Genomic DNA, 17,581 nt, shown 5'->3' with positions numbered 1-17,581 from the left:
CCGCAGGACACCGTCGCTTATAACGATCGATACATAACGAAGGCGTCGACATAGCCATGCGTTGGATGCTGGAACGCGCCGGACAGCGTACCCACAATGTCAAAGCCCATTTTCTGCCATAGCGAAATGGCGCGCTGGTTGGAACTCACCACGAAGTTAAACTGCATTGCCCGATATCCCCGGGCACGGGCGGTAATAATTGAATGTTCGCACATGCGCCGTGCGACGCCTCTACCCGTCGCATCAGAAGCCGTGACGTATCCACAGTTGCAAACATGCCGACCGCCCCCGGCCTGGTTGGGACGCATAAAGTAGGTACCAAGAATGGCGCCCATTTCCTCGGCAACGAAAACCTCCTTGTCCGGTCCCATCCAGTAGGCAATGGCCTCTGCCCGGCTCAGGTCACGATCGACCGCATAGGTTTCCCCTGCTCGGATCATGGGCTCGATGATCGACCAGATGGCAGGAGCGTCAGCGGATGAAGCGGGCCGAATGTTCATGGTGGCATAGGTAGCGTTCGCAGCAGACGCTGAAAAGCGGCTAGCCTGCGCGCTTGACGAGCATACGCTCCAGGGACGCAAGGAAGAGGTCGACATGCTCGGCTTGGCAAACGAGCGGAGGGCGCACCTTGAGTGTATCCTCGTTGGCCCCTGTCGTGCTGATGAGGACACCGTCGTCCCGCATCGCGTTGACTACATCCAAAGCCATCGCACGCCGGTCTGCTGCCGGCATGCCCTCGGTGCCCATGTCGACGCCAAAGAACAGGCCCGCGTTTCGGATCGCACGAATACCATCATGCTGCTTTGCGATCTCCTCCAACCCGGTCCGAAGACGTTGACCCATGGCAAGTGCGTTCTGAGGGATCCGGTCGCGCTCAAGGATCCTCAGCACAGCATCCGCTGTCGCTATTCCAACGGTGTTTCCCGCGAAGGTGTTCGAATAACGGGCGGTAGCACCGAACCGGTCCATCGGGGCCCTTCGGCCAACGACAGCGCCAATTGGAAATCCGTTGCCCATCGGTTTGCCGAGGGTAACAAGATCCGGAACGATCCCGTGCCGCTCAAAGCCCCACATATGGGCACCAGTCCGCCCGAAGCCCGGCTGAACCTCGTCGGCAATGACAAGGCCGCCGGCCTCCTGTACGGCAGCAGCTCCACCGGCAATCAAGCCTGGAGGATCGACCCATACGCCATCGGAAGAAAAGATGCTGTCGATGAGCAAGGCCGCGACACCCATGCCGCGACGGTTCAGATCCACAATGGCCGACCGAACCTGCGCCTCAAAAAACGCAGCAGCCTGAGTTTCCGGAACGCCTGCCGGTCCAGGCAAGGAAACCATGCGCACGACCGGGCTGAGCTTTATTGCGTCGCCCAGGTTCGGCGAAACCGCGGCGGCCGCCGCGCTCGTGCCGTGATAGGCATAGGTGGACACGATCACGCCCTCGTTGCCGCTCGCAAGCCGCGCGATACGCAGGGCCAGATCGTTGGATTCGCTTCCCGTGCAGGTAAAAACTACCCGGTCGAGCGCATCCGGGAACGTATCGACCAACCGCTCGGCATAGTCGACAAGTCTTGGTTCGAGATAGCGTGTGTTCGCGCTTATCCGGCCTGCCTGCTCAGCCATCGCAGCGTTCACTTCAGGATGGCAATGGCCGAGAGACGGCACGTTATTGTAGAAGTCGAGATAGGCCCGCCCGTCAGGATCGTAGAGCCACATGCCTTCGCCGCGCACGAAGTGCACAGGCTTGCGATACTGGAGCCGGTAAGACGCCCCCAGAACGCCGTCGCGGCGGGCAATCAGCTCGGCCTCGCGCCTAGGAAGGTCGGCTTCGCCGGGTCTGTAGCGATTAGGCATAAGATCTGTAGACATGTGCTGCCGCCTATCTGAAAGAGGTCAATTAGGTTCCGTCGGCTGAGACGACACAGCCGCTAGAACGGCTGCTTCGCCCGATGCAGCATCAAGCCGCGCCAGAATAGAGAGGCCGCGCTCGGCGCGCGCGACGTTCTTTTTGATGTATTGCGCCTCGGCAGGAAAAAGGTGAGCGCGCCAGTAATTGATCAAGATCAACGCGCTTTGCCGCGCCCGCATCAACCCGACGAGCAGTTTTGCTTCCAGCCGCGAAAGAGGGATGACCGCGGCATAGCCGGAGATAAGATGCTCGGCCCCTCCCAAAGGAAGCGCCGCGTCCGTGACCACATGGCTCGCTGCAATCGCCAGGTCCTGAATCCTGGGGCTCCAACAGCCATCGCCGAAATCGATGAAACCCAGCCCCTGGTCAGTCACCATCATGTTGAACGGGCTGGGATCATTGTGCGTGACCTGCCAAGCTACGCCGGTAATTTGTGGCTCAATAAATTCCACATACTCCGCCATCGCAACGCGAACGCAATCGGCAATGCTCCCGGACGGCAAGTACCGTTCCAGGTCCAGTAACCGCGGCCAGCACCCGATATGCCAAAGAACCGGACGATGGGCTGCGGGAACATCGATTTGCCCAAGGGCCAAATTCAGCCGGGCGAGAGCGCTGCCAGTTCGAAAGAGCAAGTCTGGAGCAGGCGCCTCCCGGCGCAGCGGAACACCATCGAGCCGGGTCTGTAAGTAGCCGCATACGCCCTCTTCCTCAAACATCAATGCGCCGCTGTTCGTGCGAAGCACTTCGGGTGCAAGGAAGCCGGCACTTCCTTGCAAGCCTGCCATGGCGGCGGTTTGGAACCAAAAGCTGTCAATCGCTTCCGGTCTTGTCGAGGTTTTGAGGATCAGCCTGCGGCCATCCAGCAGGTCGACCGCAACCGTGCGCTCCACCTCGGAGGACAGGGTCGTGACCGACCCCGCCAATCCATAATGGCGCTTGAGCAATGCCGTCGACAGATCCGACTCGGCGGAATCCGGTGGTGTCGCCAGGATCGCAGCGGCGGCACGAAAATAGGCTTCGGTTACGGCCGCCGCGCGAGCCTGATGGCTGAGTTCCATCTTCCCCTCAGATTCCGAAAACACCGGGCAACTGCGTCACATCACGGATTTCGGTGTACTCGTAATAGGGATTGGCCGGCTCATGGCCACGATTGACCCAGACCTTGCTCTTGATGCCCAAATCATAGGCGGACATCAGGTCGTGGCGGAAAGAGGAGGAAACGTGCGTTATGTCCTCCGGGCCGCATCCCAGCATGTCGAACATAAATTCGAACGCCTTGAAGTGCGGCTTGTATGCCCCCGCCTCCTCCGCAGTATAGACAGCATGAAACGGTGCGCCGAGCTTGGCAACGTTCGAGGAAATCTGGGCAACCATCGAATTGGTAAGGATCACCAGAGGGATTTCCTTGGCGAGCTTGGCCAGCCCGTCTGGCACGTCCTGATGCGGCCCCCAGGAGGGGATACGGTTGTAGATCGTTTCGGCGTCTTCGGCGCGAAACGGGACGTCGTTGCGGCGGCAGGTGCGCTCGAGAGCGTTGTGAACGATTTCGGCATAGGGCTTCCAGTCCTGCATCACCTCATCGATGCGGTAGCCTTGGAAATTTCTGATGAATTCATCCATCCGCGGCCCATCGAGGAGATGACCGAACAAGTCCCGAGCGGCTTCCGCCATTTGGAAATTGATCAGCGTGCCGTGGCAATCGAAGGTTACGTATTTTGGCCGGAAACGTTCCATGTCCGTGGTTCCTGTCAAACTGCTGTAGTTGCCAAGCATAGCCGCGAGCGTTTGGCAGAATGTTCCGCATTGAATGGTCTTTCAGCAGAAGCCTCTCCAGTCTGGGGTAAACCCGGCAGGACCTTTCGCGGCACGCTATCTTCGCGCCTCGGGAGCCGAACAGATGATAATTGCAGTCGCTACGGTCTACGCCTGGTCCGTCTCTCGATGGGCCGCTGACCTCAGGGCATACCCCATGTCGTGTTCACACGCGATGACTGGTATCGGAACCGGCATTGGTGGCACGCCATGATTGCTCTGAGGGAGCGAAGCAGATTTTGGCCAGTGGACCTCTGCCCGTGAGCATCGCCGCATTGCTCGCCATTCACCATATTTTGCGAGTTCTTGATCTCAGCCAACCACTATCGTCAAACACACTAGTAATAACGGCGCGATTTCGTAGAAAATCGTGGTTTTGGAATATCTTATCGCACGATTTGGTAGCGGAGGACCGCTACCGTCAATCCCCACACCTACCGGATATACGCTACCGGCTCCGATTGTTCTCTCGGCTTATAGCGGCGTAGTTGTGCTTTCCGCACGACCTATTGGGGCCGGTACCGGACTGACCGGTTTTGGCGAGGAATTGGGGAGAGCCGCCGTTCAGCATCCGACGCCATTTCGGCCATTGCCCGTTGAACCTGCGAAATCCAGGAGCGGTCATTTCAGTGGTCCTGGTGGGTCGTCGGCGCAGAGCTATGACAGATTTTCCGCAAGGTGATCGAACACCAGTCTGATGCGGCGGCTTGTGCGTAGTTCTCGATGTGCAACGAGCCACGTTGGTACTGTGAAGGCATTGAGGGTGTTCAGAACCGGCACGAGATCAGGAATGGTCTGCGCGATTCGCTGAGGCAGGATGATCATGCCCAGCCCGGCGCGTGCCATCCGCAAAGCGACGACCTGAGACGATGAACTCAGGCGGAAATTTGCTCTTGTGAGATGGAGCCCCACCGGCAGCAAATAATTCAGCATCCGGTCGGCTTCGATGTAGCTGATAATCTGATGCCCGGAGAAATCGTCTTCCCGCGGCTCTCCCCTGATCTCTATATAGGCGGGGCTGGCATAAAAGCGCATGATCTGGTCGCGAACGCTTCTGGCAATCAGATTGGGTTGATCGGACCGCGTATGCCGGATGGCGATATCGGCTTCGCGGCGCATGAGATCCCTGACGCCATTGTCGGCAACGACATCGATCTCCAGCAACGGCGCTTTCTGGCTAAGCTCGTTCAAGAGCGGCGGCAGGATATAGGCTGACATCAGTTCGGATGCCGTGATCAGCACCTTGCCCTCGATCGATTGGGATTTCCCCGAAGCGGCCAACGACAGCATGTTGGCGCCGCTCGCCATCGAACGCACATGATCGAGCAATTCCACCCCGGCCTGCGTCAGCGCGACCGACCGTCCAGTACGCTCGAACAGCGTGATCCCCAATGCATTTTCAAGAGCGGCGATCTGCCGGCTGACCGTAGGCTGCGTCTGCCCAAGCGCACGGGCGGCGGCCGAGAGAGAACCCTCATCGGCAACCGCTAGTAATGTCTTTGCAAGGTTCCAGTCAAACGGCATGTCGTCAATATATGCTGTTCCTGCATACTGAGGCTACGTATTTCGCCAATTTACCAGCGAAAAATGTATCGATAGATGTCTAAACGGGAGCGTTGCAACACCGACAAACAGACAGGGCCGGACGATATGAAACTTGTAGTATTGGGTGCCAATGGCCGCACCGGGAGCCATGTGGTGCGCGAGGCGCTCGAGAGGGGTGCAACTGTAACCGCGGTTGTCCGTTCGGATGCAAAGCGCCTGGCGATCCGGCACGACCGGTTGAGCGTTGCCGTCGGCGACCCTTGCGATCCCGAATTTCTGGCCGGGGTGTTTCGCGGTCAGGATGCCGTGATTTCCACACTTGGCGGACGCCGCCCAACCAAAAGGGCAACGTCGATCTATTACAGGTCGGCAGACGCCATCGTAGAAGCGGCATCGCAGACCGACGTCAGGAAGATCCTTGTCACGTCCAGCGCGCTTCTCTTCCCGCCCAGGCGGCTGCTCGATCGGCTTTTGACGGTCATTGTGCGCAGGGTCGTGCAGAGCGCCACGCGCATGGAACACAAGCTGCGGGCAGCAAACCTCGATGTGATCGTCGCGCGCTGCGGCTTTCTGACTGACAGCGAGGAAAGGCGATATCGCGCCGAACGCGGTTCGCTGCCCGCTGACGGCTCGTCCGTAGCGCGCCTGGGCCTTGCCCTGTTTCTTGTAGACACGGTCCAGAACTCCTGGTCGGGCCATCAGGTGTGTGGCGTATCGGGGCCTCGGGATCATGAGCGTAGCCCAAAGTGAGGCGCACCTCCGGCCGTCGACGGAACGGCCGATCTCGTTGATGGCCGTCCAAAAGCCGACCGTCCGAAAACCACCCCATACCGGACCACCGTGATCAATCTTCCTTGCCAATGGGACAAGCAAAAGCAGGCGTTTCTTTATCAGCAACGGGGCCGATTTCGGACCGACCGGTTATGGTGGGGAAGTAGAGAAAGCCGACAGCCGCAGTGCGCAGGATAACCTTGAAGCAACAATTGCGGCGTTCTGTTGTGGGCATCTCCCTTCACGCACAACGAGTGCCGCAAGTGGAGCTTCCGAGTCGGTAGGACAAGATCAACTAGCCTTTTCGAGGTTCTGCCGACGGTGACAAGGAACCTGAGCTCTAGCATCCTCGATCGGACAGCCGGCGATACCCCACTAGAAGACCATCCTGAAGTCGTGTGTGGAGCATCCTTGTCCGTCCAGCCGTTCGGTTGGTAGTGGTAATCTACTCTCATTCCCCCGCCTTGTGCCGCCGCCACAACTCCCGGCGCACGCGCCGCCATTTCCCTTGCTCATAGATGTCGGAATAGCGCCATGCCCGATCCTCCTCGGCGTATGCCATCTCCTCGGCACGCGGGCCATGTTTCGCGATCAGCTCGTCCACGATGGCGTTGATCTCGGCCTGCCACCGTCTAAATCAAAGCGCGTCTGGAGATTTTCAGGCGCGTTTTTTCGCGTCATAAGGAAGGTGGCGCTTACCGTCATGCGGCTGCTGAACCCTGAGCGACAATTACGATTGCCTTTGCGTCCCGAAGATCGACCACACCCACAGTTCTTGCGCTATCACCGAGAGCACATTTTCAAAGGCTGAAACCTTGTGCATACTTACCCAAAGAAGCACGCCGTGCAGTGGGTAAAAGGAGCTGCGGGTGAGAAGAGGGCAAGGGGGCTGTTCGTCGGAAAATGACCTGATGCGGGGCGTGTTTGGAAACATCCACGCCCCAAATTGCATGCCGATGTCGGTTGTATGTTTCTCCGCAGCGTTCCACTAAGGTGGAAGAAGCCGCACGGCTACGTGATGAAGCAGACGAGCTCGAAAACCAGATGGCCGAGGAAACTGAGTTGATCCTGGCCGAATTCCTTAGCCACAAATCCGGATAGCCAGAACAGCTCAGCATTTCACCAGCTAACCTATGTTGAACCGCCACACCCCGTCCCATCCGAGCCCACGCCTGCTGCAACCCAGAATGCAACCCCGGGCGCTCACGCTTGAGTGTGCCCATTGGGCGCCAGACATAACCAAATGAAATTTAACGTAAATTTTGGTAGCGGAGGAGGGACTTGAACCCCCGACACGCGGATTATGATTCCGCTGCTCTAACCAGCTGAGCTACTCCGCCCCGAGATGGCGCCAACGCGAACGCGTCACATCGAGCTTAGGCAGTCGGTATCACAAGTATCTGCTATACCGAAAGGCACGGCGCTTATTAGGGACCGGAATTCAGGCTGTCAAGCACGACGCAGACGTCACACCGTTTTTTCGCTAAAGTTAGAAAATTGGATTGCGTAGGATCCACTCACCGTTCGGCATAATCGAATGATACGTTCGTTTGCGTACTCTGGCCACCGAACTGCATACTTCTATATTGATGCCAACCAAGGCTTTGAAAGGACAGCCCATGACACTCGAACTCAAGGGCCTGCATCACCTGACGGCAATAACAGCGAACGCCCGGGAAAACCTCCGCTTCTACACCCAAGTCCTCGGCCTGCGGCTGGTCAAGCGTACCGTCAACCAAGACGATACCACCGCCTATCATCTGTTTTATGGAGACGGGGCGGCATCACCAGGCTCCGATATCACATTCTTCGATTGGCCCGCCGCCCCCGAACAGCGAGGCACCCATTCAATCGTGCGAACAGCATTTCGGATCGAGGGCGAGGCATCGCTCGCCTGGTGGAAAGAACATCTTGAAAAGCATGGCGTTACGACCTCCGAAATCGCTGAGCGCGCAGGCCATATGAGCCTTGATTTCGAGGACCCCGAAGGCCAGCGCCTGCGGCTCGTCAACGATACCCACGCCGGCGGTGCCAAGCCCTGGGACAAAAGCCCGGTGCCCAAGGAGAGCCAGATCAAAGGCCTAGGACCGATCACGATGAGCGTGCCAGATCTGCGCCGGACAGAACCGATCCTCACCTCGGTCATGAACATGCGCAAGGTCCGCACCCACGCCGCGACCACCGATCAGGGCGAGGTACACGTCTTCGCCATGGGCGATGGTGGAGCGTCTGCCGAGCTGCATGTCGCGGTCGAACCGCACCTGCCCTTTGCCCGCCAGGGCGCCGGCGGCGTGCATCACGTCGCGTTTCGCACGCCCGACAAGGCCGAATTCGATAAATGGGTCGAACGCACGGCGAAAATCGGCGTACCGACATCGGGTGAGGTTGAACGCTACTATTTTACATCGCTCTACTTCCGCGAGCCCAACGGCATCCTCTTCGAGATCGCCACGGACGGTCCGGGCTTCGATGTGGACGAGCCAATGGAAACGCTGGGCGAGCACCTGGCTCTTCCGCCCTTCCTCGAACCCAAGCGCGCTCAGATCGAAGCGGGGCTGAAACCGATCGATTGACGAACGACGGCGCCCCGGTGACTGCCGGGACGCCCTTCTCCCCGTAAAGCCTGGCGCCTATTGCGTCAGGCTCTCGGCCAATCCGATGAGTCCGATGAATTCGGCGCGCCGTCCGGTCGGGTCCTCGCCCCGCCCCTCTTCTGCCAACGCACGAATTTCGTCCCAGCTCATCGCATAAACCGCGTCCGACCCCTTGAGCTTCTGTCCAAAAGCGGCCACCGCGGTCGCGAATGCGATATCAGGCGTCGCCTCGTCGAAATTCGCAATAGCAAGATCCTGAGTAATTGGGGCTTCGATCAATGCGCTGACGTTGGAATCCGGCGCTTTGTAGCGGATCTTGAGATAACCGAGTTCCCCGCTGGCATCCTCGGGCACCGGCTCGGTCTCGCCGTAGCGCAGCGGGTCAACCGATCCCGGCGCGCCAAGAGGGGTAATCTCATAGATCGCGGTGACGGTATGCCCCGCGCCGACATCCCCGGCATCCACCCGGTCATTGTTGAAATCCTCGCGCGCAAGCGCGCGGGTTTCATAGCCGATCAGCCGGTATTCCGAGACCGTCGCGGGATTGAATTCGACCTGGATTTTAACGTCCTTTGCAATTGTAACCAGGGTCGCGCCCATCTCCTCGACCAAAACTTTGCGCGCCTCCGCAAAATCGTCGATATAGGCCGCCGTGCCGTTACCCGCCTGTGCGAGCGCCTGCATCACCGCGTCGTTGTAATTGCCCATGCCGAAGCCGAGGACGGAGAGGAAAATGCCGTCGTCGCGCTTTCCGGCGATGAAGTCTTCAAGCCCGTTCGGATCGGAAAGCCCGACATTGAAATCGCCGTCCGTCGCGAGCAGCACCCGATTGGTGCCGTTTTCGATGAATGCGGATTCGGCGAGCCGGTAGGCCTCCTCGATACCGGCTGCTCCGGCCGTCGAGCCGCCCGGCTCGAGCCCGTCGATGGCCGCGATGATGGCGGCCTTGTCGTCACCAGACGTCGGCTCGAGCACCACGCCGGCGTCGCCCGCGTAGGTGACGATGGAGATTCTATCCTCAGGGCCCATCTCGTTGACCAGAAGCCCCAGAGAACGCTTCAGGAGCGGCAGCTTGTCCGGCGCGTCCATCGAGCCCGACATGTCGATCAGAAGCACCAGGTTCGCCGGCGGTACGGCGCTCACATCGATCGCCTCACCCCTGATCCCGATATGAACCAGCCGGTTGTCCGCATCCCAGGGCGAGGGCGTGACTGCAATCGTCGGCTGGAACGGCGCTCCACCAAACTCCGGGGCCGGGTAGTCATAAGTGAAATAGTTGATCAACTCTTCGACACGAATGGCATCCGCCGGAGGCACTTGGCCCATTTCGAGCGCGCGACGCACATAGGCATACGACGCAGTATCGACATCGGCCGAGAAGGTTGAGACCGGCTCTTGCGCAGTCAGCGTGACGCCATTCTCCTCGAACGCGGTGAACCGATCCCCAGTTGATGGGATTTCGGCAAAACCGCCGTCGAGAGACGTCACGATACCCGACATCGTTTGCATGCTCTGCGACGCCGACGTCGTTGGCACCGGAGAGACGCTCTCCGTCGCCAGCTCTTCGCTGGCCATGATCTGTTCGCGCGCCTCGGCGTCAGCTTTGGGTGCGCCCGCTAAATCCTGCGGCGCCGCAGGCGCCGGTTCAGCCACCGCCGCAGGTTCAGTCTCGGCGCTGCCGAGTTCGAACTGCGGTACTGTGGGTGGGGTGAGCGCAGTCTGGTTGAGTAGTTGCCAGCCCAGCGGCACGAAAAGCACGGCGACGAAAGCCGCACCAAGTCCATAACGCAATTCCATGGTCCAGGGTCCTTTCCATTTGGAAGTGATGGACCTGAGACGTGCGCCAAAGGACGATCCTTGGACGGTCGCCGACTTTTTTTCGACGGTTGCATCATTCTGCACGGCATCGAACGCGGCCATCGCTGCATCGCGCGCAGATTTGCGCGCACGCTTGGAGGGCGGCGGCACCGTTGCATTGCGGAGCGATTTCAAGCGGTCGTCTGCCATCGCATTTGTCCTAAACCATGCCCTTGAGAGCTTTCTTGGCCTCGTGGATGTACCAGGAGACCGTGCTTTCCTTCGTGCCCATGATCGCCGCAGCGTCCGCGTGCGATTTCTCTTCGGCGTAAACCAGGAGCACCGCGTCGCGCTGTTTCTCCGGCAAGGATCGCACCGCGTCCCAAAGCTCCGCATCGGCGAGAGCCTCGGGCTGTGGTGCCGCCATAACGCCCTCAGCCGTCATTGCGAGAGCGCCCACCTGCCGCAAGTGTCGCGCGGCCTGCCGCTGCCGGTCGCGCACTGCATTAAATACGATCCGGTAAAGCCAGCTCGTGAACGCCGACCGCCCGTCGAATCCGGCGATCGCGGTGGCGAGCTTGATACAGACATCCTGGGCAATATCCTCGGCGTCTTCGCGCGTGCCACACCACTTATAGGCCGTGCGGTAGAGAAAATCGTAGTGCGCGTCGATGAGCATACCGAACGCCGCACGATCACCGGCTTTGGCGCGCGCCAGGAGTTCAGCAATGGATCGCTCTCTCGTCACCGTGTCGCTACGCCATTTTGAGCCCGGATCGTACAGCATTTGTGCATGTGACGATCCGCGCGGCAATTTCCTTGGAAATTTTGTCGCCAAGGCCTACTAAATGACGTCTGCCCCTTTATCGTGAGGACATGCGCCTATGGATGACGAAAAAGATGTCTCCGACCGCACCAATCGCCTAATTTTGATCGGCCTCATGATCCTTGCGCTCATAACCATAGGCGGCACGATCGTTTCGACCATGGTGGAATGGGAAGCGGACGTGTCGGCGGACATCGAACGAAGCTCCTAGGGCTTGCCCTGAAATAGCTGCGTTGGATTGTGCCGGGATTGTTGTTCCTAGCCAGGAGTAATCGGCCGGGAATATCGAGATATTTCCGGCTCGGTCGCGCCACCGCCGGGGACGAAAAGACCAAGCAAGGCGATACAGTTATTTCTGAGCAAGCCCTTAGGCCACCATCGTCGCCGGCACCGCTTCGGCGATGAACCCACCGCCGAGCACCTGCGCATCTGCGCCGTCGTCGGTGTAAAGTACGCAGGCCTGTCCCGGCGCGACACCGCTTTCGCCGGCGACCAGCGTGACATAAACCTCGCCGTCGCGGACATGAATGACCGATTCCTGCGGCGCGCGCGTTGAGCGCACCTTGGCTTCGAGCGCCATGCCGTTACCCGACGCCATTTCCACCAGAGGACGGGGACCAAGCCAGTTGACATCACGCAGGCGCACGGTGTGCGTGGTGAGCGCCGACTTGGGCCCGACAACGACCTGCTGATTGCGCGGATCGAGCTTGACCACGTAAAGCGGCTCACCAGAAGCGATGCCGAGCCCGCGGCGCTGACCGACTGTATAATGGATAATGCCCTTATGCTGCCCGAGCACGTTGCCATCCCGATCGACGATGTCGCCGGGCACTTCGGCCTCCGGCATCAGCTTGCGGATAACGTCGGAATAGCTGCCCTGGGGCACAAAGCAAATGTCCTGGCTGTCGTGCTTGTCGGCGATAGTCAGCCCCATCTCCCGAGCCAGCGCGCGGGTTTCATCCTTTGTCATGCCGCCCAGCGGGAAGCGCAGATAGTCGAGCTGCTCGGGCGTTGTCGCAAAAAGGAAGTAGGTCTGGTCCTTGTCCGCATCGAGCGGACGAAACAGCCCGCGCTTTCCGTCGATGACATCGGAGCGAACATAGTGGCCGGTTGCAAGACAGTCTGCGCCCAAGTCCTTGGCCACCGTCATCAGGTCCTCGAATTTGACGGTCTGGTTGCACGAAACGCATGGGATCGGCGTTTCGCCTTTGGCATAGCTCTCGGCGAACGGGTCGATCACGGCCTTTTTGAAACGCTCTTCATAGTCGAGCACGTAGTGCGGGATCCCGAGCGCCGCCGACACACGGCGCGCATCGTGGATGTCCTGCCCTGCGCAGCATGAGCCCTTGCGGAAGGTCGCTTCACCATGATCGTAAAGCTGAAGGGTCACCCCGATCACTTCATAGCCCTGGCGGGCAAGCAATCCTGCAACGACCGAGGAATCAACGCCGCCCGACATGGCGACGACAACGCGCGTTTCGGCCGGCGTGCGGTCGAAACCAAGGGAATTAGGCATCTCTTTCTCTCATCCGGTTGGGGTCAAGGGCCAGCGGATATTCCGGTATCGCAATAGGCGATGCCGATGGGCCGGGCTTTTACGCGCTTTGCACCCCATCGGCAAGAACCCAGCTGGGTAGATATTGCCGCCTTTAAGGCCGATTGTGCCGCCCCGAACGCCACCCGTTCCGTCGCTTGGAACAGCAATTCATTGAAATTCAATAGATTTCTTCAAAGCGTGAAACTGGCAAGCTGCTTGCATGGACGCTTCTGGATGAGTGCATCTTGAAACGAGTTTGACGTCAACGTGACCAACGCATTGCAAGTCGGATTGAGTATTCCGGCCCCGTTTTCCGGACAAGGCCTGTCGATCGGCGCCACCGATACGACAGGACTTGCCGGCGCACCGACCGGCTCGGTTGAAGAAACTTTCGCAGCGCTGATCGAGCGTTTTGGCTCGCAGACGCCAGAGGCGTCTGTGCGCGCGGGAGCTTCGACGCCGATTATGCTCGCGAACACAGGACTGCAGGTCAATGAGACCGCCGGTGAAGCCGAAACCGCACTCGCGGACATGCTGTCCCAACTCCTCGAAAAGCTCTCCGCGCTTGAAGACGCAATGGACGGCGATACCGCACCTGACGCCGATGCGCTCGACGAGATTGCAGACCTGCTCGCAGGTGTCGAGCAGCTTATGGCGGCGACCGAATTGCCCATGCCCGGCGGCACCGCATTCGAAAAGCTCAGTGGCTTCGCAACAAGCCTCGGCCTTATTACGAGAGGCGGCGATGGCGGAACTGCCAATCCATTCGATGCGCTCGCCTCGCTGGCGACTGACATCGGCAATAAGGCGATATCAATTGCGCCCGGCCTGGCGGCCAAGCTCGACGACTTCGCATCGCTTCTTGACCGGCACTCGGTGCACATGCAAACCGTCGCTGCACAGAGCGTCGAAATGCCGGCCGATACCCGGAAAGTGATCCTTCTGAGTGATGTTCAGTCCACCCCGGCAATAGACATCGAAAAAGCAGCGCAGGCGTCCGGGCAAACTGTCCCCACCGCTCCCAGCACGACGACCAAGCTCCAGGCCAGCGACACACTGCCGGGGTCCGACCGGACACTTGCCAAGCCGGACACCAATACCGTTCAGACCGGCTCAACGGGCGAGCAGCAGCCCAATGCCGGGATCAAACCCGCCACGCAAACTGGAACACCGCCTGCTTCGGGAGAGAATATTGCCAGCCAGCTTGGCGACGCCGATGCCGTAATCCTGCCTGCTGGCCAGCAAAGTGCATCCGCGGGTCAGGCGGCAACCAACGTCCGAGGCAGCCAAGGCACGCAACCCTTCGCCCCGCCGTCTGCCCCGGTCGACGTGCACTACGTCGCCGCCGAGATCACCCGGCACGTCCACAACGGCGTCAACCGCTTCGAAATCCGGCTCAACCCGCCCGAACTCGGCCGCATCGACGTGCGCATGGAGATGGATCAAAGCGGCAATGTGATTGCTCGCCTCGCCGTCGAGAAAAGCGAAACGCTCGATCTTATGCAGCGCGACCAGCGCGCGCTCGAACGGGCGCTCGCCGAGGCTGGTCTGGATTCCGCCAAGACCGAACTCGAATTCTCCCTTCGCCAGGATGGCGGCGGCAACGCCGAGGATATGGGCGAGGAGACGCCCTGGCGCACCGCGTCGTCCAAAGAAGCCGACGACGTCTCGGCATCGCAAACCGCGCTTGGCGCGCGCACGGAACTCTATCGGAGCTATATCCACTCCGATGGGGTCAATCTCTGGGTATGATGGGAAAAGCCGATGGTTGAGTCTGTTTCCAGCACGGCGTCTTCGTCCGCGATGGCGTCATCCCGCCAGTCGATTGCAGAAGACTTCGACACGTTCCTCTCGATCCTGACGACACAACTCAAGAACCAGAATCCGCTCGATCCGATGGATACCAACCAATTCACCCAGCAGTTGGTGCAGTTCACAGGGGTCGAGCAACAGCTCAAAACCAATGAGTATCTTGAAGCCATGATGCTTTCGAGCCAGAACCAGATCAACTCCCAGGCCGTCAACTATGTTGGGCAAACCGTCGTCGCCTCCGGCGCGACCACCGATCTGATCGATGGCAAGGCAACCTGGATCTATAAAGTCGCCGAGGCGTCCGAGGATGTGACGGTGACTATCAAGGACCAGTCTGGAAATGTCGTCTACTCTCAGGAAACGAGCATGAAGGCCGGAACCGACCAGATTGTCTGGGACGGCACGACCAATTCGGGCGCGGTGCTCACTTCGGGCAAATACACAATCACCATCGATGCGCGCGACGCCGACGGCAAGGCGATCGACGTCACCACCAAGATGAAGGGCGTCGTCGAGTCCGTGGATGTCAGCGGCACTGAGCCCTACCTTATCGTTAACGGCCTGCGCCTACCTCTTTCGTCGATTACCGAGATCGGCAACACCGAAAGCACGGACGACGCAGCTGCCTGACGGCCGGCAATCCCGACTGCTGTAAATTGTGCATTTTGCACAACCTCTTAACCACCTGTAAGTTTCCCCTTAGCCAATTTTTAAGCCACCTGCGCTAGGGTGGCTTCTGGTTATGGTCAGGTTGAGTTGAGAGTAAAATGACCGTACAGATGCGTCCGCGCGTGAAGTATGTGATAGGTCCCGATGGCAGTCCGCTGACCATCGCGGATCTGCCCCCAGCCAATACCAAGCGCTGGGTGATCCGCCGCAAGGCGGAAGTGGTGGCAGCCGTTCGTGGCGGTTTGCTCAGCCTCGAGGAAGCGTGCGAACGCTATACCTTGAGCGTTGACGAATTCCTCAATTGGCAGGCGGCGATCGACAAGCATGGCCTTGCCGGTTTGCGCACGACCTGGATTCAGCATTACCGCGAGGGTTAACGCCTGCGGTGGAACGCTTCGCGATCACGCGCCATTTCGTTGATACGGCCCTTTGGGTCTTCAAAGCCCGCCGCGCACAGCGGCGGGCTTTGTTTATGGCGCCTTTACATCGCAATTGCGCCAAATTACCGACTTTTCCCCAACCCGATGTCGACGCAACAAAGGCAAAATGCGCCACAATTCGCACATTGCAACGATTGGTTAAGACCTTGTTTACCATCCGCTAGGCATATTTTGCCCAGTGCGTATTCGGGGTGATTTGCCCTGGGCAGAAAAGCCTAAGGTTTGGGGAACGGCGTGAAGGACTTGGGGGAACTGTTACAAAGGCTCGGCGTTGCGCGCATCGCCGCAATGGCTGTCGTCGCGATCATGCTCCTTGGCTTTTTCGCCTTTCTGATCATGCGCTCGACGACCCCTCAGATGGCACCGCTCTACACCGGGCTCACCTTCGAGGACTCCGGCGCCATCGTATCCGAGCTCAACACCATGGGCATGCCTTATGAGCTCCGCGGTGAAGGCGACACGATCCTGATCCCACGCGACCAGATCACCACCACCCGTATGACCCTCGCTCAGTCCGGCCTGCCCCAGCGTGGCCAGGTGGGCTACGAGATCTTCGATCAGCAATCCGCGCTCGGAGCGACGAGCTTCGTGCAGAACATCAATCATGTCCGCGCGCTCGAAGGCGAACTGGCGCGCACGATTTCCTCACTTGCCCGGGTCCAGTCCGCTCGCGTGCACCTCGTGCTGCCCGAACGCGAACTATTCTCCCGCGACATGAAGCAGCCCTCGGCCTCGATTGTCCTTTCGGTTCGCGGCCAGCTTTCATCGGGCGAGATCGCGGCGGTTCAACACCTCGTCGCTTCAGCAATCGAAGGGCTTTCGCCCAACGCCGTCTCAATTGTCGATGACACGGGCACCCTGCTTGCCTCCGGCAACGGCACCGACGAGACCAGCGTCACAGCCCAGGCTATCGAGGAGCGTGTCGTCGGCATCGAGAACCGCATGCGCACGCGGATCGAGGAACTGCTCGCCAGCATCGTCGGCGCAGGCCGCGCCCGCGTGCAGGTTTCCGCCGAGCTTGACCTCAATCGCTCGACGGTAACCTCGGAAACCTTCGACCCCAACAGCCAGGTCGCGCGGTCTAGCCAGGTGCGCGAAACCGAGGATCAGTCTACGGGTGCAGGCAATACCGGCGAGGTGACCGTGGCCAATGAACTGCCCGGCGCCAGCGAGAACACTGGGGATGGTGGCTCCACGCAGCTGTCCACCACGCTTGAGGAAACCACCAACTACGAGATTTCCCGCACCACCGAAACGTCGGTCAATGAAGCTGGCGACATCAAACGGCTTTCAGTCGCCGTGGTGGTTGACGGTGTCTATACCTACGACGCGCAGGGCAACCCGATCTATGAGGCCCGCTCCGCCGAGGAACTCGACCAAATCACCGCGCTTGTCCGCACGGCCATGGGATTCGATGGAGACCGGGGTGATCAGGTCGAAGTGGTCAACATGCAGTTCGCCCAGCGTCCCGACATTGAAATCGGCACCGCCGAGCCGGGGCTGTTCGACTTTACCCGCGACGACCTCATGAAGTTCGCGGAAATGGCGATAACCCTGCTGATTTCGCTGGCTCTGATGCTCTTTATCATGCGGCCGCTGGTTAAGAAGGTGCTGGCACCTGAGGCGAAGCCGCTCGCCCTGCCGCCCGCCTCCGCCGTCGAAGCCGATGAAGAAGACGACAATTCCGAAGACCTGGCCGCCGCCGCCGAAGCCAGAGAAGCGGCAACACAAGCCTGGATGGAGCAAGCCAAATCTATGGGCGAAAGCCAGGTCAAGGCGATCAAGATGGTCGGTGAACTTGTAGAGGACAACCCCAAACAGGCATCGCTGATCGTCCGCGATTGGCTATCGAGTGCAGCGTAAACC

16 protein-coding genes and 1 tRNA gene are annotated in these 17,581 nt (G+C 59.6%); 7 read left to right on the top strand and 10 right to left on the bottom strand.

What is annotated here, in order from left to right:
- Nucleotides 1-17: 17 nt before the first annotated feature.
- The 5 genes from LG281_RS14435 to LG281_RS14415 all read right to left on the bottom strand — a co-directional run bounded on the left by LG281_RS14435 (nt 18) and on the right by LG281_RS14415 (nt 5,248).
- Entirely contained in the window at nt 18-500 is a 483-nt protein-coding gene (locus LG281_RS14435; RefSeq protein WP_404401867.1) for a GNAT family N-acetyltransferase, read from the bottom strand.
- Between the two features lie 40 nt (nt 501-540).
- Nucleotides 541-1,869: an aspartate aminotransferase family protein gene (locus LG281_RS14430; protein ID WP_404401865.1), complete on the bottom strand. Its 1,329-nt coding sequence runs from the start codon at nt 1,867-1,869 to the stop codon at nt 541-543.
- A gap of 24 nt (nt 1,870-1,893) precedes the next feature.
- Nucleotides 1,894-2,970 carry a phosphotransferase enzyme family protein gene (locus tag LG281_RS14425; RefSeq protein WP_404401863.1) on the bottom strand — a complete coding sequence of 359 codons (1,077 nt, stop codon included), beginning with the start codon at nt 2,968-2,970 and terminating at the stop codon, nt 1,894-1,896.
- 7 nt (nt 2,971-2,977) lie between these two features.
- A complete protein-coding gene (locus LG281_RS14420) occupies nt 2,978-3,646 on the bottom strand; it encodes a haloacid dehalogenase type II (RefSeq protein ID WP_404401861.1) in 669 nt (222 codons plus the stop codon).
- 735 nt (nt 3,647-4,381) lie between these two features.
- Entirely contained in the window at nt 4,382-5,248 is an 867-nt protein-coding gene (locus LG281_RS14415; protein ID WP_404401859.1) for a LysR family transcriptional regulator, read from the bottom strand.
- Nucleotides 5,249-5,374: 126 nt separating this feature from the next.
- Here LG281_RS14415 and LG281_RS14410 point away from each other — a divergent pair, with 126 nt between their 5' ends.
- Nucleotides 5,375-6,019: an NAD(P)-dependent oxidoreductase gene (locus tag LG281_RS14410; RefSeq protein WP_404401857.1), complete on the top strand. Its 645-nt coding sequence runs from the start codon at nt 5,375-5,377 to the stop codon at nt 6,017-6,019.
- Nucleotides 6,020-6,491: 472 nt separating this feature from the next.
- Here the strand turns inward: LG281_RS14410 and LG281_RS14405 are convergent, their stop codons facing one another.
- Nucleotides 6,492-6,644 carry a hypothetical protein gene (locus tag LG281_RS14405; protein ID WP_404401855.1) on the bottom strand — a complete coding sequence of 51 codons (153 nt, stop codon included), beginning with the start codon at nt 6,642-6,644 and terminating at the stop codon, nt 6,492-6,494.
- A gap of 659 nt (nt 6,645-7,303) precedes the next feature.
- Nucleotides 7,304-7,380 (bottom strand) — tRNA-Met (locus LG281_RS14400).
- 279 nt (nt 7,381-7,659) lie between these two features.
- Here LG281_RS14400 and LG281_RS14395 point away from each other — a divergent pair.
- Nucleotides 7,660-8,613 carry a ring-cleaving dioxygenase gene (locus LG281_RS14395; protein WP_404401853.1) on the top strand — a complete coding sequence of 318 codons (954 nt, stop codon included), beginning with the start codon at nt 7,660-7,662 and terminating at the stop codon, nt 8,611-8,613.
- A gap of 57 nt (nt 8,614-8,670) precedes the next feature.
- Here LG281_RS14395 and LG281_RS14390 read toward each other — a convergent pair whose 3' ends face one another.
- The gene (locus LG281_RS14390) at nt 8,671-10,641 is read right to left on the bottom strand and encodes a von Willebrand factor type A domain-containing protein (protein ID WP_404401851.1); all 1,971 of its coding nucleotides are present in this window, start codon (nt 10,639-10,641) and stop codon (nt 8,671-8,673) included.
- Nucleotides 10,642-10,651: 10 nt separating this feature from the next.
- Entirely contained in the window at nt 10,652-11,218 is a 567-nt protein-coding gene (locus LG281_RS14385) for an RNA polymerase sigma factor (RefSeq protein ID WP_404401849.1), read from the bottom strand.
- A gap of 97 nt (nt 11,219-11,315) precedes the next feature.
- Here LG281_RS14385 and LG281_RS14380 point away from each other — a divergent pair, with 97 nt between their 5' ends.
- Complete coding sequence (locus tag LG281_RS14380; protein ID WP_404401847.1) at nt 11,316-11,468, top strand: hypothetical protein; 153 nt, start codon at nt 11,316-11,318, stop codon at nt 11,466-11,468.
- Between the two features lie 156 nt (nt 11,469-11,624).
- Here LG281_RS14380 and mnmA read toward each other — a convergent pair whose 3' ends face one another.
- Complete coding sequence (gene mnmA / locus LG281_RS14375; RefSeq protein WP_404401845.1) at nt 11,625-12,773, bottom strand: tRNA 2-thiouridine(34) synthase MnmA; 1,149 nt, start codon at nt 12,771-12,773, stop codon at nt 11,625-11,627.
- A 288-nt stretch (nt 12,774-13,061) separates the two neighbouring features.
- On the opposite strand from mnmA, the gene LG281_RS14370 reads away from it, so the two are divergent.
- From LG281_RS14370 to fliF, 4 genes are all read left to right on the top strand, one after another.
- A complete protein-coding gene (locus LG281_RS14370; protein ID WP_404401843.1) occupies nt 13,062-14,546 on the top strand; it encodes a flagellar hook-length control protein FliK in 1,485 nt (494 codons plus the stop codon).
- Nucleotides 14,547-14,558: 12 nt separating this feature from the next.
- Nucleotides 14,559-15,236, top strand: coding sequence for a flagellar hook assembly protein FlgD (locus LG281_RS14365; RefSeq protein ID WP_404401841.1), 678 nt, complete (start codon nt 14,559-14,561; stop codon nt 15,234-15,236).
- Nucleotides 15,237-15,373: 137 nt separating this feature from the next.
- Entirely contained in the window at nt 15,374-15,652 is a 279-nt protein-coding gene (locus tag LG281_RS14360) for a DUF1153 domain-containing protein (protein ID WP_090594726.1), read from the top strand.
- 297 nt (nt 15,653-15,949) lie between these two features.
- The gene (gene fliF / locus LG281_RS14355) at nt 15,950-17,578 is read left to right on the top strand and encodes a flagellar basal-body MS-ring/collar protein FliF (RefSeq protein ID WP_404401838.1); all 1,629 of its coding nucleotides are present in this window, start codon (nt 15,950-15,952) and stop codon (nt 17,576-17,578) included.
- Nucleotides 17,579-17,581: the final 3 nt, after the last annotated feature.

This window comes from Pelagibacterium halotolerans, from assembly GCF_044811015.1.
Classification (GTDB): domain Bacteria; phylum Pseudomonadota; class Alphaproteobacteria; order Rhizobiales; family Devosiaceae; genus Pelagibacterium; species Pelagibacterium halotolerans_A.
The sequence above is the reverse complement of the archived record's forward strand: the minus strand, read 5'-3'. Positions and strand labels throughout refer to the sequence as shown.

Excerpts from the sequence above, each read along its gene's own strand:
- LG281_RS14430 (WP_404401865.1), bottom strand. The coding sequence starts at position 1,869 with ATGTCTACAGATCTTATGCCTAATCGCTACAGACCCGGCGAAGCCGAC.
- LG281_RS14415 (WP_404401859.1), bottom strand. The coding sequence starts at position 5,248 with ATGCCGTTTGACTGGAACCTTGCAAAGACATTACTAGCGGTTGCCGAT.
- LG281_RS14435 (WP_404401867.1), bottom strand. The coding sequence starts at position 500 with ATGAACATTCGGCCCGCTTCATCCGCTGACGCTCCTGCCATCTGGTCG.
- LG281_RS14360 (WP_090594726.1), top strand. The coding sequence starts at position 15,374 with ATGACCGTACAGATGCGTCCGCGCGTGAAGTATGTGATAGGTCCCGAT.
- LG281_RS14365 (WP_404401841.1), top strand. The coding sequence starts at position 14,559 with ATGGTTGAGTCTGTTTCCAGCACGGCGTCTTCGTCCGCGATGGCGTCA.
- LG281_RS14380 (WP_404401847.1), top strand. The coding sequence starts at position 11,316 with ATGGATGACGAAAAAGATGTCTCCGACCGCACCAATCGCCTAATTTTG.
- mnmA (WP_404401845.1), bottom strand. The coding sequence starts at position 12,773 with ATGCCTAATTCCCTTGGTTTCGACCGCACGCCGGCCGAAACGCGCGTT.
- LG281_RS14410 (WP_404401857.1), top strand. The coding sequence starts at position 5,375 with ATGAAACTTGTAGTATTGGGTGCCAATGGCCGCACCGGGAGCCATGTG.
- LG281_RS14385 (WP_404401849.1), bottom strand. The coding sequence starts at position 11,218 with ATGCTGTACGATCCGGGCTCAAAATGGCGTAGCGACACGGTGACGAGA.
- LG281_RS14425 (WP_404401863.1), bottom strand. The coding sequence starts at position 2,970 with ATGGAACTCAGCCATCAGGCTCGCGCGGCGGCCGTAACCGAAGCCTAT.
- LG281_RS14390 (WP_404401851.1), bottom strand. The coding sequence starts at position 10,641 with ATGGCAGACGACCGCTTGAAATCGCTCCGCAATGCAACGGTGCCGCCG.
- LG281_RS14395 (WP_404401853.1), top strand. The coding sequence starts at position 7,660 with ATGACACTCGAACTCAAGGGCCTGCATCACCTGACGGCAATAACAGCG.
- LG281_RS14420 (WP_404401861.1), bottom strand. The coding sequence starts at position 3,646 with ATGGAACGTTTCCGGCCAAAATACGTAACCTTCGATTGCCACGGCACG.